The sequence below is a fragment of the Brevibacterium jeotgali genome (assembly GCF_900169175.1).
GTDB classification, from domain to species: Bacteria; Actinomycetota; Actinomycetes; order Actinomycetales; family Brevibacteriaceae; genus Brevibacterium; species Brevibacterium jeotgali.
The window spans coordinates 74,878-90,727 of sequence record NZ_FXZM01000011.1; the positions used below are offsets into that span (position 1 = coordinate 74,878).

Genomic DNA, 15,850 nt, shown 5'->3' on the forward strand with positions numbered 1-15,850 from the left:
CTGAGCCGGTGTCCACCGACCTCACTGCACCGCCCTCGGCAGCCCGCCGCCGAGGCCTCACCCTCCTCACATCCCTCACGTGCCTCCTGCTCGGCGCTGGGTGCTGGTTCGTGGGCACGGGGTTCACACTCGACGAATCGCCCCAGCCGGTCCCCTCCGTCGTCTCGGCCGTCCTCGTCCTCGATGCCGTGGTCGGCATCGCCGCGGCTGCCGCGATCGGCCCGATGCGGCGTGCGGGCGCCTGGAACCTCCTGATCATGCTCGTCGGCGTCCCCAGCGCGTGGGCGCTCCCGGCGTTCGTCGTCGCCGCAGTCCGGATCGGCCGTCTGCGCACTCTGCGCACGGACGTGGCCGCCGTCCTCGTCGCGCTCGCGGCCTGGCTGGCCCACTCCTTCGTGGTGCCGCGGTTCGCCGGTGGCCTCGCCGACGCCCTCGTGGAGGCGGCGATCGTCGTCGTGCTCACCGTCTCGCTCCTGCTGTGGGGCCGTGTCCGCTCCACCCGTGCCGCTCTCATCGCCTCACTGCGGGCCCAGGCCGAGGCGGCTCAGCGCGAACGGTCGGCCGAGGTCCAGCGCGTCCTCGCGGAAGAGCGCGTCGCACTCGCCCGCGACATGCACGACGGTCTCTCCCATCACCTCTCGCTCATCTCGATGCACGCGGGGGCGCTGGCCTACCGTGATGACCTGCCTGCCGCCCGGGTGCGGGACATCGGGCAGACTCTGCGCGATTCCGCCACCGCCGCCCACACCGATCTCCGCCACCTCCTCCTCTCGCTGCGCGAAGAGTCCGTCGCCACCGGGGTGGACGCCGCGCCGCTGGCCGACGCGACTTCGATCGAGGCCCTTCTCATCCGCGAGCAGGATCGCGGGGCCACCATCAGCGTGAGGTGGGAGGGCGTCTCCATCGCCGATCTCGCCGAGGCGCCACGGCCCCTCGCCGTTGCGCTCGAGCGCATCCTCGCCGAATCGCTCGTCAATGCTCGGAAGCACGCACCGGGCGCGCCTGTCACCGTCACCCTCGCGCGCACGCGGGACTCGCCCGACGCCTCGGCCGCCGAGGTCGTCCTCCGTGTGACGAATCCGCTCGCCACCCGCGGTCCCGGGCCGGTGGAGGAGGCTGCGGCCGAGCCCACCGGCACGGGATTCGGCCTCGCGGGGGTCACGGAGCGCGCCCGACTGCTCGGCGGCTCCGCACACTGGGGCACCGACCTGCGGCCGGGAGCCGACCCGCCGTCACGAGCCGACGGAGGCACATTCGCACTGGAGGCGAGGATCCCGTGGACCTGATGACTGAGACGCAGGCGACTGAACCGATTCGCGTGCTCATCGTCGACGACGAGAGCCTCATGCGCGCGGGGCTTCGCCTCATGGTCGACGACACCGCCGGGATCACCGTCGTCGGCGAGGCCGCCGACGGCCCGACAGCACTGTCCCAGGCCCGTGTCCTCGATCCCGATGTCGTCCTCATGGACATCCGCATGCCCGGCATGAGCGGCATCGAGACGACCGCGGAGCTCACCCGCACGGGGGCACGGGCACGCGTGGTCGTGCTCACCGCCTTCGACGCCGATGGGTTCCTCGTCGAGGCCCTGCGTGCAGGAGCCGTGTCCTTCCTGCTCAAGGAGTCGGCACCGGAAGCGGTCATCGAGGCGATCCACGGTGCCGTGCGGGGCCGTGCCCGGTTCTCTCCGTCCGTCCTGGACCGGCTGGTCCGCATCGCCTCGACAGAGGCATCCGGGCGCGCGGCAGTGCCGACTCAGGCCGGTTCCGGGGGCTCTGCGCCACCGGCGGCCCTGACTCCGCGCGAGTGGGACGTCGGCCGCCTCGTCGCGCAGGGACTGACGAACGCGGAGATCAGCGACGCACTCGTCCTCAGCCTGCCGACGGTGAAGACCCACGTGAGCCATCTGTTCGACAAGCTGCTGGTGACGAACCGGGTGCAGCTCGCGATCAGGATCCTCGAGCACGACGGCTGACGAAGCGGCGGGCGGTGCGACTGCCACGTCTCTGGCGGGATGCGGGCCTGCGGGTACGTGGGCCTGCAGGGACATAGGCCTGCAGGGCGTGGTCCTGTGGCAGGACTCAGGCAGCAGGCTGCCTCAGGCGTCGCCGGAGTGCGGCCTGCGCACGTTCACGCGCGTCTTCTGCGCCTCACCGTCGAGATAGGCGTCGACCCGAGTCGCCGGGTCGGCCTCTGCCGTGAGCGCTGCGGACGGGTCGTCGGTCCCCGCACCGCCGCTCTGCGCTGCCTTCGCGATCTGCGAGTCCAGGTCGTCGAAGTCGTCTGCCGTCTCGTCCAGATCCTCGAGGAGCTTCGCGATCGACTCCGCGTGGGACTCCGCCTCGAGGTTGAGATCGCGGAACTGCGAGCCGATCGTCTCGTCGCCCGCCGTGCGCGACACGATGTCGAGCACCCGTTCCCCGACCTCGCGCGTGCGCTCCGAATGGTCGAGCGCGATGAGCTGGGCGTCGAGTGCGCGCAGGTGCTCGAGGTATTCGTGCATCGAGAGGACCCGGTCCGCGATCGATTCGAACGCCTCCGCCAGCCGACCCAGATACGCCCTGACCCGGACCGCCTCCGTGCCGTCGCGCATCGCGTCGAGCTCCGTGCGGACGTTCACCAGTTCGACGAGCCGCACACCCACGTTCGCGACCATCTCGTCCAGGTCCACCCGGGCCACGTGGTCGGCGAGGATCGGGTGGGTCCACGCACGGGTCGCCGCGATGCGCGTCGCAAACGTGACTGCGAGGTGGAACAGTCGCTGCTCGTCCGTGTCCTGCGCGTTCTTCACGCCGGGGACGAACCCCAGCGCGGTCGGGGTGACCCACCGAGCACTGCGGGCGACCTCGCGGTCCTTGCGCGACAGCCGCTTGGGATCGCGCAGATACTTCGTGCCGGTCACGGCACCTGTGGCTCCGGTGCCTGCTGCGAGCAGGCCAGTGGCCGCGATTCCTCCGGCGAACGGATCACCGGCGAGCCACGAGACGCCGAAGGTGCCGAGCCCCACCACACCGGTCGTCACAGCACCTGCGCCCGTCAGAGCACGGAAGAGGACGTTCGAACGGATGAGGTTGCGGGTCTCACCCGGTGTACCGAGCGCGCGGGCGGGATTCGTCTGTCGCGACGCAGGCAGGGCGTACCCGCGCGCCTCCCACGTGCGGAGGACTGTATCCGTCACGGAATCGGGCACCAGGATGCGGTAGGCGGGCATGCGCCCGGCGCACTGCTCTCGCCACAGCTTCTTCCACCGGTGACGTGCCATCGGCCCCTCCCTCGAACGCGGTGCCACCATGGTAATGAAACAGTCTGGATGATCGGTCGGAAGGGTCCTCTATCCGCGCAGTGCGGCGATGTCGATCTTCTTCATCTCCATCAGCCGTGCGTAGGCGCCCGGTCGTGCCATGAGGTCCTCGATGTCGCGCGGGACGATCTGCCAGCTCACACCGAACTCATCGCGGCACCACCCGCACTGCTCCGCGGACGGATCGGTCGACAGCACGGCCCACAGCCGGTCGAGGTCATCCTGCCCCTCAGCCTTCACCATCAGTGAGAAGCCTTCGCTGAAGGTGAAGGGCTGTTCCACCCCCGAATCCATCGCGGTGAGCCATTCGTCCGTCCGCGGGTCCTCTTTTCCGGGCCCCAGTCGGACATCGGAGTACATGCAGGAGCCCGCGGTGGCGGGCCCGGTCTGCTCCGGGTACGTGGCGACGGTGCCGACCTCAGAACCGGGGAAGAGGGACGTGTAGGCGGCGACGGCCTCGGCTGCGCGGTTCTGTGCGGATCCGCAGAACATCAGCGCCGGGACGAGGAACGGGCGCGCAGGGGCGCCCGGCTCGGAGAGGAAGAGCTGCCAGCTCACCCCGTAGCGGTCCTCGATCCAGGCGTAGCGCGGAGAGAAGGGGTACTCGTCCAGCGGCATCAGTGTCGTGGCACCGACCGACAGGCGATCGTGCACCTCGTCCAGGTATGCGCGCGGGTCATCAGCGACGTGAGGGCTGAAGTGCAGCATGAAGCCGGCGGACGGGTTCGGACGGAAGGTGTCGTCGGCGTTGATGAGGGCGAGGGGACGTCCGTGTATCTCCAGGTCGATGCCCACGACCTCACCGGCGAATGACGTCTGGAAGTCGGGGAGGCCGTCAGTCGGATAATGGGACCGCGCTGTCTCACGCGCCTGCCGGAACGCGCCCGTGTAGAGTGCCGCGGCTTCCGCCGCGGTGCGGTCGTGCCAGATGTGCGGGACGATGGTGCCCATCCACTCAGTATCCTCTTCGCAGGGGTGAGTGGGAAGAGGTCCGGTGGAGCTCTGTCAGCACGGGTCCGCCCCGCACGATACTGTCGCTACGACTCCCATCAGCCCATCAGACCGGAGAGCGTCACGGTGACGGCGACGCCGACACGATTGGGCGCGTCGAGCTTCGCCATGACCCGGTTGAGGTGGGTCTTCACCGTCGCTTCGCTCGAATAGGTCGCCTCTGCGATCTCCCGGTTGCCCATCCCCTGCGTGACGAGCTCTGCGACCTCGCGCTCCTTGGCAGTGAGCCCGGCCAGCAGTTCGCGTGCTTCGTAGCGGCGGGTACTCTCCTGACGTCCTCGGTGCATGGCGATGAGCCGGGTCGTCGCCCGCGGAGACGCGAAGCCTTCGCCTCCGTGCACCGTGCGGATCGCTTCTGCAAGATCCTGCGGTGCGATCTCCTTGTGGATGAAACCGGCTGCGCCTGCTTCCAAGGAGCGGAACAGGTTGTCGTCCGTGTCGAAGCTGGTGAGGGTGACGACTTCCGGGGCCCGCGGCATGTTCCGCATCCGGCCCGCTGCTTCGATCCCGTCCATCACCGGCATCTGGATGTCCATGAGGACGACGTCCGGGAAGTGGCGAGTCGCCTGTTCGAGGGCTTCAGCTCCCGTGCCCGCATGGCCGACGACTGTGATGTCCTCCGCGTAGGACAGGATCTGGCCGAGCGCCGAGCAGACCATCGGGTCGTCATCGACGAGGAGGACACGGATCGGCTGCTCAGACGACATGCCATCACCCTAGAACAGGGGACGGACACAGCTCGTCGTGCATTCGCCTCGTGGACACGATCCGTCCGTGCGCACTCCGACTGCGGATCGCTCTCAGGCTGTGGGAACCGGCGGCTCTCCCCGACCGGCGAACGGAGGCATCCGGATATCGACGACGAAGAGGTCTCCGCGCGGACCCACCGCAGCCTGGCCGCCGAGCATCCGCGCCCGCTCCTCGATGCCCGGCACTCCCATGCCGCCCCCGGTGCCCGAGAGGTCGACGCGGCGCCCTGCCGCGCGGGCGTCTTCGCCAGGGTGCGGCGCTCCGAGAGGGTTCGACACGAGCACCCGTGCTCCCCCGTGAGCGCTGACCCGCACATCGACGGTGACGGGCACTCCGGGGGCGTGCTTCATCGCGTTCGTGAGGGCCTCCTGCACGATGCGGTAGACCGCCCGGTCCAGCACGGTCGGCACACTCTCGAGGTCCTGCAGCAGGAGCACCGGGCGGATATCGACGCCTGCGGCCGCGACCGATTCGACGAGGTCCGGCACGGTGCGGACGGCCGCGACCACCGGTGAGCTCGATTCCCCCGCTGCGGGTCGCGGTGCACCCGGCGTCCCCTCGCGCACACCGCTCACGAGGTTCCTCAGATCGTCCAGGGACGCCTTCGCCTCATGCCGGAGCGCCGCGGCCGCCGCGACCGAACGCTGGTCGTCGCCGGCCACTTCGAGTGCACCGCTGTGCAGGGAGATGACGGAGAGGCGATGCGACAGGGTGTCGTGCAGCTCCTGTGCGAGGAGCTGGCGCTCCGACTGCCGGGCCAGCTGATCCGACAGGGACTCGCTGCGCTGCGTCTGCCGGACCGCGACCGCCTCCACCGTGCGCATCCTCCGTGTGCGTCGGACCAGACATCCGCCGCCCACGGCGATCGCGAGGGAGATGACTCCTGCACCGATCGTCAGGAGATCGACCCCCAGCGCCGTGCCCGGCGGCGGCACCGGGGTGTCGACACCCATCAGGTGCTGCGGCTCCGACACGAAGACGAATGCGAGCGGGTTGAGGGCGGGGTGACGCAGCCACGCCCAGACGGTTGCCCAGACCACCACGACGGCGCCTGCGGCGGTCGTGATGATCGCTGTACGACGAGGAAGACGGATCACGCTGTGGAACATCCCGATGAGCAGGAGGAGGACATCACCTCCGACGAGTCCTGACAGAGCCCCTGCGGCCAGCGGGATCCACGGCCATCGCGTCCGGACGAAGACGGTGGCCCAGAGGATCCAGAAGACCAGCACGACGAGCACACCGATCGTGGAGAGCTCTCCGCTCGCGTCGAACGCGCCGGGGACACCGACCGTCGACAGCGAGCTCACGAAGATCCCGACGACGAACAGCACCAGTCCGACCGCGACGTCGCCGATGATGCGCAGCACGCGCCGGCGGCGTTCACCGCGCATCCGATGGGCGACATCACTGTTCGGCGTCGCCAAGGTCTCTGTGTTCACACCCTCACGGTATCCGGGGGCACGGACGCACGCCTCGACCGTCCGGTCGGTTGCTGAGCACCGCAGACCAACCACTCGGCTGGTCCGATCCATCCGGTCGGTCGACGCGCCACCGGACGTCGTCGACGGACGCTTGAGGTGTCGCGGCGAGACCGTCGCAATCACCACCGCCACACCTCAGGAGAATCATGACGAACCCCCAGCACCCCACCCCTCAGCCCGATCCGCAGGCGGGCCCCGGTCACCCCGCAGGGCAGCATCCGGGGCAGCAGTACGACCCGCAGCCGGCCCACTACGGCTACACCCAGCAGCCCAGCCCGCACGGCTACGCACAGCAGCCGGGTGCCCCCGGGTATGCACAGCACCCCGGCGCCTCGACATACATGGAGGCTGCGGGACATCCCCAGAACGGTCAGCAGCAGGGCGCGCATCCGCAGGGAGGACAGCCTCCTCACCCCGGCCAGCCGACCCCGGCGAAGCGCAGGAAGCCGCTGTGGAAGCGCTGGTGGTTCTGGCTGCTCGCGATCATCGCGCTGTTCATCATCATCTCCGCCGGCGGCGGCGATGACTCCGCCGAGGATGCGAGTGCCTCCGCAGACAGCGGCACCGCCGACGAATCGGCTGCCGACGCCTCGGGCGAGGATGATGCGGACGAAGGCGAGGACGAGGCTCCCGCCGAGGCCGCATCCGAATACGGCGTCGGCGATGCGGTTGCGACCGGTGATTGGGAGGTGACGGTCAACGACGTCGCATCCGGGGTCTCCGAGCTGGGCGACGAGTTCCTCGGCACGACCGCGCAGGGACAGTTCATCCTCGTGGACATGTCCGTCGCCAATACGGGCAGCGAGCCGTCGTTCTTCTTCGAGAGCGACGTGAGCCTCCAGGACGCGGAGGGCAACACGTACTCGCCGGACACCGAGGCCGGGATCTACGCCGCCACCGACAGTGACGTCATGCTGCTGGAGGAGATCAATCCCGGCAACACCGCCACCGGTGTGATCGTCTACGACGTTCCCGCGGACGTCACTCCGAACGTGCTGGAGTTCCAGGGCGGGATCTTCGACCAGCCGGCCACCGTCGCGCTGGACTGAGAGCCGGCCTCGGCCGCCCCGCACCGCCGCACCGTTCGGCCAGCCGGGTGCCGGTGAGACGCGTGAGTGCACTGTGGCCCGGTTCCGTGCGGAACCGGGCCACAGTGCACTCACGCGGCGGTCGCTGCGAAGGGGCCCTGCGAAGGATCGCGGCGAAGCCGGCCAGGTCAGCCGTTGATGCGCGCCAGGATCATCTCGCGCGCCGTGCCCGCGTCCGCCTGGCCCCGGGTGGCCTTCATGATGGGCCCCATGAGCGCACCGACCGCCTGCATCTTCCCGCCCCTGATCTTCTCGACCACGTCCGGATTCGCGGCGATCGCCTCGTCCACGGCGGCCTCGAGCGCGCCGGTGTCCTCAACGATCTGCAGGCCGTCGGCCTCCATCACCTGAGACGGTGTGCCACGACCCTCGACGACTCCCGCGAGCACCTTCCGTGCCAGCTTGTCGTTGAGCTTTCCATCGTCGATGAGCTGCTGGAGCTCTGCGACGTTCGCTGGCGTCGCGAGCCCGTCGGCCTCCACCTCACGCTGCTTGGCGACGCGTGCGATCTCACCCATCCACCACTTGCGCGCCGCATCCGGCGTGGCGCCGGCGACCACGGTGGCCTCGACCGGATCCAGGAGTCCCGCGTTGATGATGTCGCGGATCTCCAGCTCGCTGATCCCCCAATCGTCCAGCAGACGGCGGCGGCGTGCGGCCGGCAGCTCCGGCAGACCCGCCCGGATCTCCTCGACCCAGTCCCGCGACGGAGCGACGGGGACCAGGTCGGGCTCCGGGAAGTAGCGGTAGTCGTCCGCATCGGACTTCGGGCGTCCCGACGAGGTCGATCCGTCCGACTCGTGGAAGTGGCGCGTCTCCTGCACGATGGCACCGCCCTGGTCGAGGATCTCCGCCTGGCGGGCGATCTCGTACCGGACCGCCCGGTCGATCGAGCGGAACGAGTTCACGTTCTTCGTCTCCGTGCGCGTCCCCAGCGGCGCATCCGCGTCCTTCCGCAGCGACACGTTGATGTCCGCGCGGACGTTGCCCTGCTCCATCCGCGCCTCGGAGACCCCGAGGGCCCGGAAGATGTCCCGCAGCGTGCGCACGTAGGCGGCTGCGACCTCGGGAGCGCGGTCCCCCACCCCGGTGATCGGATGGGTGACGATCTCCACGAGCGGCACACCGGCGCGGTTGTAGTCGACCAGCGAGTGATCGGCGCCGTGGATGCGGCCGGAGGCCCCGCCCACGTGCGTGTTCTTGCCCGCGTCCTCCTCCATGTGCGCCCGCTCGATGGCGACGGGCACGATCGTGCCGTCCTCCAGCTCGACGTCGATGCTGCCGTCGAAGGCGATCGGCTCATCCGCCTGCGAGGTCTGGAAGTTCTTCGCCAGATCCGGGTAGAAGTAGTTCTTCCGCGCGAACCGGCACGATTCCGCGATCTGGCAGCCCAGCGCCAGGCCGATGCGGATGGCGTACTCGATCGCCATCCGGTTCACGACCGGCAGAGCGCCCGGCAGACCCAGCGATGTGGGGGTCGTGTTCTCGTTCGCGCTCCCGCCGAACGTGTTGGGGGCGTCATCGAACATCTTCGTCGCGGTGCCCAGCTCCACGTGCACCTCGATGCCCAGAGCCGGGTCGTACGTCGCGACTGCGTCCTCATACTTCATGTGCGTGTCCTCCCGGCCTCAAGCACTCGTCGTTGCGGATTCGGCCGCATAGTCCGTCGGCACTCCGGCCCAGAGGGGTGCTCCCGCAGCGTCGGTGACCAGGGCCTCGATCGCGGAGCCCACCTCGTAGAGGCGAGCGTCCTCGCGGGCCGGTGCCAGCAGCTGGAAGCCCACGGGCATGCCGTTCGCCAGGCCCGCCGGCAGGCTCATGCCGGGGATGCCGGCCAGGTTCGCCGGGATCGTCGCCGCGTCACCCAGGTAGAGCGCCATCGGGTCGTCGTCGTTCTCCACCCCGAACGGCAGAGCCGTCGTGGGAGCGGTCGGCGACACGAGCACGTCCGCCTTCTCGAAGGCTGCCGCCAGATCGCGCTGCACCAGGGTGCGCACCTTCTGCGCAGAGCCGTAGTAGGCGTCGTAGTAGCCGGCCGACAGCGCGTAGGTGCCCAGCAGGATGCGGCGCTTGACCTCCGCGCCGAATCCGGCCGCGCGGGTCGTGCTCATCACGGTCTCGGCAGTGACGGGGCCGGTCTCCGGCTCTGCACGCAGACCGAACCGCATCCCGTCGTAGCGAGCGAGGTTCGACGATGCCTCCGACGGCATGATCAGGTAGTACGCGTCCAGGGCGTAGCGCAGGGACGGCATGTCGACCTCGACGACCTCCGCACCGGCCTTCCGGGCGAGTTCGAGTGCGGACACGAACGCCGCGCGCACACCCTCGTCGTAATCGTCGGCGGACAGTTCCCGGATCGTGCCCAGGCGCTTGCCCTGGAGCGAACCGTCGCGGGCTCCGGCCTCGACTGCGGCGAGGAAGTCCGGCACACCGTCCGACAGCGACGTCGAGTCACGCTGATCGTGACCGGCCATCAGCTGGTGGAGGGCGGCGGCATCGGCCACGGTGCGGCCCAGCGGACCCACCTGGTCGAGGCTCGAGGCCATCGCCACGATCCCGTAGCGGGACACGGAGCCGTACGTGGGCTTCACACCCACTGTGCCGGTGAATGCGGCGGGCTGGCGGACGGAGCCGCCGGTGTCCGTGCCGACTGCCAGCGGTGCCTGGAAGGCCGCTGCCGAACTCGCAGCACCTCCCGAAGACCCCCCGGGGACCGTGGTCGTGTCCCACGGGTTCCGCGTGGGGCCGAACGCGGAGTGCTCCGTCGTCGATCCCATCGCGAACTCGTCCATGTTGGTCTTGCCCAGGACGGGCAGGCCCGCGGCCTTGATCTTCGTGTAGACGGTCGCGTCGTAGGGCGGCACCCAGTCCTCGAGCATCTTCGAGCCGGCGGTCGTGCGGATGCCTGCGGTGACGACGACGTCCTTGAGGCTCACGGGCACGCCCGCGAACGGATGGAGGTCCTCACCAGCTGCGCGTCTGCGGTCCACGTCTGCGGCAGTGGCGAGCGCGACGTCCGGGGTGACGGAGATGAACGAGCCGATGACGTCGTCCGTCGCCTCGATGCGATCCAGGTGCGCACGGGTCACGTCGGTCGACGTGTACTCCCCTGCGCGCATGCCGTCCGCCAGCTGCGCGGCGGTGAGTCGAGTGAGGTCCTGGCTCATGTCAGTCCTCCCCGAGGATCTGGGGGACGAGGAACTTGCCGTCCTCCGACGCGGGGGCGCCGGACAGCGCCTGCTCCGCGGTGAGGGGGCTTCCCACGACGTCGTCGCGGAGGACGTTCGTCAGCGGGATGGGGTGGCTGGTCGCGGGGACGTCGTCCGTCGCCACCTCCGCCACTCGGGCGACGTTGGCGAGGATCTCGTTCAAGTCCCCTGCTGTCTTCTCAAGCTCTTCGCTGGTCATGGCGATCCTGGCGAGTTCCGCCAGGTGCTCGACCTGTCCAGCGGTGATCGCGGCTGCGTCAGCCATCCCCACCCTCTCTCAAACGATGTCGTATCGCAGGCCAGTCTACGACGCGGGCGCAGGCGCAACGACAGGCACCGTGCGGTGTGCGGGGTGCGGGTGCGGGATGCAGGTGAGGGGTGCGAGTGCGGCGGGCTCAGCCCCTGAATCCTGCCCATCGCTTCCTCCCCCGTCGTATCGGGTTCGGAGACCGCGCTGCTCAGTGCGAACATCGGCGTCGCGATCTGCTCGCTGTCCACCCCGGGCATCCTCCCGACCCGGCCCCGCGCCAGCACACGAAACCCCACCTTTCATCAGACCAACCAGCTTCTTTGGTATGCGGTGTGATGAAAGGTGGGGGTTCCGGTGTGTGCAGGCGGAGAAGGAGCCGATCAGGCCACGTCGGCGATGCTGACCTCACCGCGGATGTAGCCGCCCAGCTCGTCGCTCACGCGTTCGGCCGCATCCCAGGAGATCTCCCCGGCTGCCGCTGCGGCTGCGAGTTCGGCACGGACCCCGGCGACCCGGTCATCGGCGTCGACGTCGGCACCGGCATCTGCATCTGCATCGACGTCGGCACTGGCATCGGTGTCGGTGTCGGCCTCACGCTCAGCCTCGGACTCTGCATCTGCTTCAGCACCGTCTGCGGCACTGCGTCCGGCACCGTCCCCGAGCTCACCGCCCCCGCCGTCCGCACCGGTCGGCGGAGCGGCGGATGCGGGGATCGACGGCGGCGCGGACGGGCCGACCTCTGCGTGGGCGTCCCGGACGGCGTTCTGACCCAGAGCGGCGGCCCCGACGGTCGAGCCGACCGCAAGAGCCGCAGACAGGAGAAGACGGGTCCCGATATTCATGACGCAAGCCTCCCACGCGAATCTGAAGTCCCGGCAGAATCCTGCTGTGCGACTGCTGAGGATGTGACGGACTGCGTCATGCGGAGGCGGCAGGACCGTCTTTCAGCAGCGCCACGAACTGCTCTTCGTCCAGCACCGCGACGCCCAGCGACTCCGCCTTCGTCAGCTTCGACCCGGCATTCGCACCGGCCACCAGATAGTCGGTCTTCTTCGACACCGACCCGGACGACCTGCCGCCGGCCGCACGGATCGCCTCGGCGATGCCGTCGCGGGTGAAGAGCTCCAGCGAGCCGGTCGCGACGATCGTGAGCCCTGCGAGGGTCTGCGCCTGGGCGGCGTCACTGACCTCGTCTGCGACCCCGGTCTCGATCCCCTCCGCCGAGGCCGCCGAGGCCCCCGCAGCGCCCGTTGCCGCCCCACCGATCATTGCCGCACCACCGGTCGCTGGACCCGTCGTCGCGTCGTCCATGACGACGCCCGCGGCCAGCCACCGATCGACGATCTCCCCGTGCCAGTCCACCGCGAACCAGTCGTGCAGGCTCTGGGCGATCACCTCGCCCACGCCCTCGATCGCGGCGAGCTCCTCCAGCGGTGCGGACCGCACGGCCTCCATCGACCCGAACGCCGCTGCGATCTCCCGCGCCGCCGCAGGACCGACGTGCCGGATCGACAGTGCGACGAGAATCCGCCACAGGGGTGACTGCTTCGCCCGCTCCAGCTCCGCGAACAGCGTCTCCGTGTTCTTGCGCGGACGCGAGGGGGTCTTCACCTCACCCTTCTTCGCCTTCGTCTTGTACAGCTCGGGGCGGGTCCAGAAGTAGGGCACCAGCTCGCTGCGCTCGTCCCCGTCTGCCCGCACCGTCTGCCACGTCTTGAGGCTTGCGAGGTCCTCCGCCGCGAGATCGAAGAGGAACGCCTCGGAGGTGAGCGGGGCACGCATCTCGTCGCCCGTGCGCTGCGCGAGCCCGGAGTCGGTGTCCCAGTCGACGTTCAGCACGCCGTCGTACTCGCCCGGGGCCGTGAGTGCGTAGGCCGCCTTCTCCCCCAGTGCCTCGATGTCCAGTGCGGACCGCGACGCGAGGTAGATCACACGGTTGACCAGCTGTTCGGGGCACGACCGCGCATTGGGACAGCGTCTGTCCTTGTCTCCGGCCTTCTGCTCATACAGTGTCGCTCCGCACGCCGGGCACTCCGTGGGCATGACGAAGGCGCGCTCCGTCCCGTCGCGCTGGTCGACGACCGGCCCCAGCACCTCGGGAATCACGTCCCCTGCCTTCCGGATGACGACGCGGTCGCCGATCAGCACGCCCTTGCGCTCGACTTCATAGGAGTTATGGAGGGTGGCCTTCTCCACCGTCGACCCCGCCACGAGCACCGGTTCCATCACTGCGAACGGCGTGACCCGCCCGGTGCGCCCCACCTGCACCTGGATGTCGAGCAGACGGGTGGTGACCTCCTCCGGCGGATACTTGTATGCGATCGCCCAGCGGGGCGCCCGCGACGTGTACCCCAGCTGCTCCTGAGCGGCGATGTCGTCGACCTTGATGACGACGCCGTCGATCTCGTGCGAGACGGAGTGGCGGTTCTCCCCGTAGTGCTCGATGAACTCCTCGACCTCTGCCGCGGAGTCGCAGACCCGGTAGTACTCGCTGATCGGCAGGCCCCAGTCGCGCAGCGTCTCGTAGACCTCCGACTGGGTGGCCGGCTCCGGGTGCGAATCGTCTGCAGGCGTCCACGCAGCGATGCCGTGGACCAGCATCCGCAGCGGTCGGCGCGCGGTCACGCGCGAATCCTTCTGCCGCAGGGAGCCCGCCGCCGCGTTGCGGGGATTCGCGAACGGCTTCTGCCCGGACTCGACGAGACCGGCGTTCAGCTCCGCGAACCGCTCGATCGGGAAGAACACTTCGCCGCGGATCTCGACCTCCAGCGGCGGATGCTCCGTCGCGAGCTCCTGGGGCACGTCGTCCAGGGTGCGGACATTCGGGGTGATGTCCTCACCCGTCGTCCCGTCGCCCCGGGTTGCGGCGCGCACCAGGTGTCCATCCCGGTAGAGGAGGTTGACCGCCAGGCCGTCGATCTTGAGCTCCGTGAGCCAGCGGGTGCCGTCGGGAACCGCATTCCTCTCCCGCGAGAACCACGTGCGCAGCTCGTCGAGCGAGAACACATTGTCCAGCGAGTACATCCGCGCCAGATGCTCCACCGCGTCGAATGTCGTCGTATCGACCGCTCCGCCCACATGCTGCGTGGGCGAGTCCTCCTTCGCCAGTTCGGGATGGGCCCGCTCGATCTCCTCGAGCTCGGTCACCATCTCGTCGTAGTCCGCGTCCGGGACGGTCGAGGTGTTCTGCTGGTAGTACTGCTCTCGCAGCTCCTCGATGCGCGCGGTGAGCTCATGGACACGCTTCGCGAGGCCCTCTGTCTCCGTCACCTCGGTCCCCGCCGCCTCATCCTCCGCTGTCCGCGGACCCGCAGAGTCGGACGTCGCCGGCTCAGCCGTCGTGGGTGCGGTGTTCGTCGACTCCGTGGTCATCGGTTCGTCTCCTCGCGCTGGTCACTCCGCCTGGTCCTCGAACGCCCGGGCGAGCGCTGCGGCCATCTGCACGTGTGTGCGGCTGCGCGCGGGACGGGCGATCTCCGGCAGCAGCGGGCGGGCGCCGATCGGCAGCTCCTCCCCCGTGAGGATACCGAAGTCGGCGAGCCCCGATCGGCCCATGCCGACCGCGGTCCACGGGCGGGCGATCGTCTCGACCCAGCTGCTGACGGCTTCCGGCGCCGAGGCCGCGGTCGCCGGCACTCGCAGCCAGAGTCGCCTGCCCGCCTCGGTCCACTCGGCCAGCCGCTCCCAGCGGCTCAGCTGTGCTGCTGCCGCGTCCGTGGCACGGGGCGCCGGGATCGCGAGGTGGTCGATGCCGGCGTCGGCGGCGAGCTGCGTGTGTGCCACGTCCTTGCCACTGACCCTCACGGTGCCGGCATCCGGCAGCGACAGGATCGTGCCGGGGCCGGTCCGGGCGACCACGGACCGCAGTGCGGCCAGCACCTGGGTGTCCGGCACGGCCGGCAGGGTGCGGAAGCCGGACACCGTCGGGACGGTGCCGGTGAGGATCGCGTCGAGGTCCTCCTCGACCAGCCGGATCCGGATCCGGTTCAGCGGATCCACAGACGAGGCTACAGGTGAGGCTGCAGACGAGGCCGTGGGCGAGGCTGCAGGTGAGGCCGAAGAAGAGGCCGCGGGTGAGTCGGCGCCTGACGAACCGGTCGCCGTGGCCGGCGAGCCGGCCGGATCCACAGCGGCAGCAGCGAGAGCAGCCGCGGCCTCGGACTCAGCCGGGACCTCAGAATCAGCCGGGACCTCGGGGACGGCTCCTCCTCCGACGATGCGGTGGATCCGCTCGCGCAGGTCGAGCAGGCCCTGCGCATAGGACTGGAGGACATCCCTGCGGGCACCCGCATCGCGCAGGACCGGGGACTCGTCAGGCAGGCCCAGGCGCCGCACCAGCGTCCAGGGCCCCGGCACGGACACGAGCACGGGAAGTCCGGAGGACTCGGCGTACTCGCCCAGGGCGTCGAGGACACGACCGATCCGTGACTGCTCCCGACGGGCGTCCAGGGTGCGAGCCGCGGTGGCCGCGCGCCCGCCCAGCAGTCGCCATCCCACCGGCCCGATATCGACCGGCAGGTCCGGCAGCAGCTGCGTGGCCATTCCCAGCGCATCGGCGGCCCAGCGGGTGCCGCCCGCCGCCGGAGTGCTCATGAGCGGGAACGGCAGCAGGCCGGATGCCTCCGCCGCGAGCGTCGCTCCGCGGGAGGCCGCCTCCCGCGGATCCACGTCCGCCCAGACCCCAGTCGTCGCCGCACGGGGAATCGATGCGCCTTCAGTCATGTCGTCCTCTTCATCGTCACTGGCACGTCTTCATC

At 69.7% G+C, this 15,850-nt stretch carries 13 protein-coding genes; 3 read left to right on the top strand and 10 right to left on the bottom strand.

The annotated features are described in order from the left end of the window. Nucleotides 1-8 precede the first annotated feature (8 nt). Together BJEO58_RS11460 and BJEO58_RS11465 are read left to right on the top strand one after the other, a co-directional pair. Nucleotides 9-1,286: a sensor histidine kinase gene (locus BJEO58_RS11460; protein ID WP_101589613.1), complete on the top strand. Its 1,278-nt coding sequence runs from the start codon at nt 9-11 to the stop codon at nt 1,284-1,286. Then, entirely contained in the window at nt 1,286-1,975 is a 690-nt protein-coding gene (locus tag BJEO58_RS11465) for a response regulator (protein WP_101589663.1), read from the top strand. The genes BJEO58_RS11460 and BJEO58_RS11465 overlap by 1 nt, the downstream gene beginning before the upstream one ends. Before the next feature lie 123 nt (nt 1,976-2,098). On the opposite strand, the gene BJEO58_RS11470 is transcribed toward BJEO58_RS11465, so the two are convergent. The 4 genes from BJEO58_RS11470 to BJEO58_RS11485 form a co-directional block, all read right to left on the bottom strand. Beyond that, nucleotides 2,099-3,262: a vacuolar protein sorting family 37 protein gene (locus BJEO58_RS11470; RefSeq protein ID WP_101589614.1), complete on the bottom strand. Its 1,164-nt coding sequence runs from the start codon at nt 3,260-3,262 to the stop codon at nt 2,099-2,101. A gap of 69 nt (nt 3,263-3,331) precedes the next feature. Beyond that, nucleotides 3,332-4,252 (bottom strand): VOC family protein, encoded by a 921-nt coding sequence (locus BJEO58_RS11475; RefSeq protein WP_101589615.1) that lies wholly within the window; start codon nt 4,250-4,252, stop codon nt 3,332-3,334. A 98-nt stretch (nt 4,253-4,350) separates the two neighbouring features. After that, entirely contained in the window at nt 4,351-5,019 is a 669-nt protein-coding gene (locus tag BJEO58_RS11480) for a response regulator (RefSeq protein ID WP_101589616.1), read from the bottom strand. A gap of 93 nt (nt 5,020-5,112) precedes the next feature. Continuing rightward, on the bottom strand, nt 5,113-6,504 hold the full coding sequence (locus BJEO58_RS11485; RefSeq protein ID WP_246075946.1) for a sensor histidine kinase: 1,392 nt from the start codon (nt 6,502-6,504) through the stop codon (nt 5,113-5,115). A gap of 188 nt (nt 6,505-6,692) precedes the next feature. Between BJEO58_RS11485 and BJEO58_RS11490 the strand changes: the two genes are divergently transcribed. Continuing rightward, entirely contained in the window at nt 6,693-7,595 is a 903-nt protein-coding gene (locus BJEO58_RS11490; RefSeq protein WP_101589617.1) for a DUF4352 domain-containing protein, read from the top strand. Between the two features lie 167 nt (nt 7,596-7,762). Here the strand turns inward: BJEO58_RS11490 and gatB are convergent, their stop codons facing one another. The 6 genes from gatB to BJEO58_RS11520 form a co-directional block, all read right to left on the bottom strand. Continuing rightward, nucleotides 7,763-9,244, bottom strand: a complete 1,482-nt coding sequence (gene gatB / locus BJEO58_RS11495; protein ID WP_101589618.1) for an Asp-tRNA(Asn)/Glu-tRNA(Gln) amidotransferase subunit GatB — start codon at nt 9,242-9,244, stop codon at nt 7,763-7,765. 18 nt (nt 9,245-9,262) lie between these two features. Further along, entirely contained in the window at nt 9,263-10,801 is a 1,539-nt protein-coding gene (gene gatA, locus BJEO58_RS11500; protein ID WP_101589619.1) for an Asp-tRNA(Asn)/Glu-tRNA(Gln) amidotransferase subunit GatA, read from the bottom strand. 1 nt (nt 10,802) lies between these two features. Continuing rightward, the gene (gene gatC, locus BJEO58_RS11505) at nt 10,803-11,108 is read right to left on the bottom strand and encodes an Asp-tRNA(Asn)/Glu-tRNA(Gln) amidotransferase subunit GatC (RefSeq protein WP_101589620.1); all 306 of its coding nucleotides are present in this window, start codon (nt 11,106-11,108) and stop codon (nt 10,803-10,805) included. 365 nt (nt 11,109-11,473) lie between these two features. After that, nucleotides 11,474-11,935, bottom strand: coding sequence for a hypothetical protein (locus tag BJEO58_RS11510; protein ID WP_101589621.1), 462 nt, complete (start codon nt 11,933-11,935; stop codon nt 11,474-11,476). A 76-nt stretch (nt 11,936-12,011) separates the two neighbouring features. After that, a complete protein-coding gene (ligA, locus tag BJEO58_RS11515; RefSeq protein WP_101589622.1) occupies nt 12,012-14,465 on the bottom strand; it encodes an NAD-dependent DNA ligase LigA in 2,454 nt (817 codons plus the stop codon). Between the two features lie 21 nt (nt 14,466-14,486). Further along, a complete protein-coding gene (locus tag BJEO58_RS11520; protein ID WP_101589623.1) occupies nt 14,487-15,815 on the bottom strand; it encodes a uroporphyrinogen decarboxylase/cobalamine-independent methonine synthase family protein in 1,329 nt (442 codons plus the stop codon). Nucleotides 15,816-15,850 lie beyond the last annotated feature (35 nt).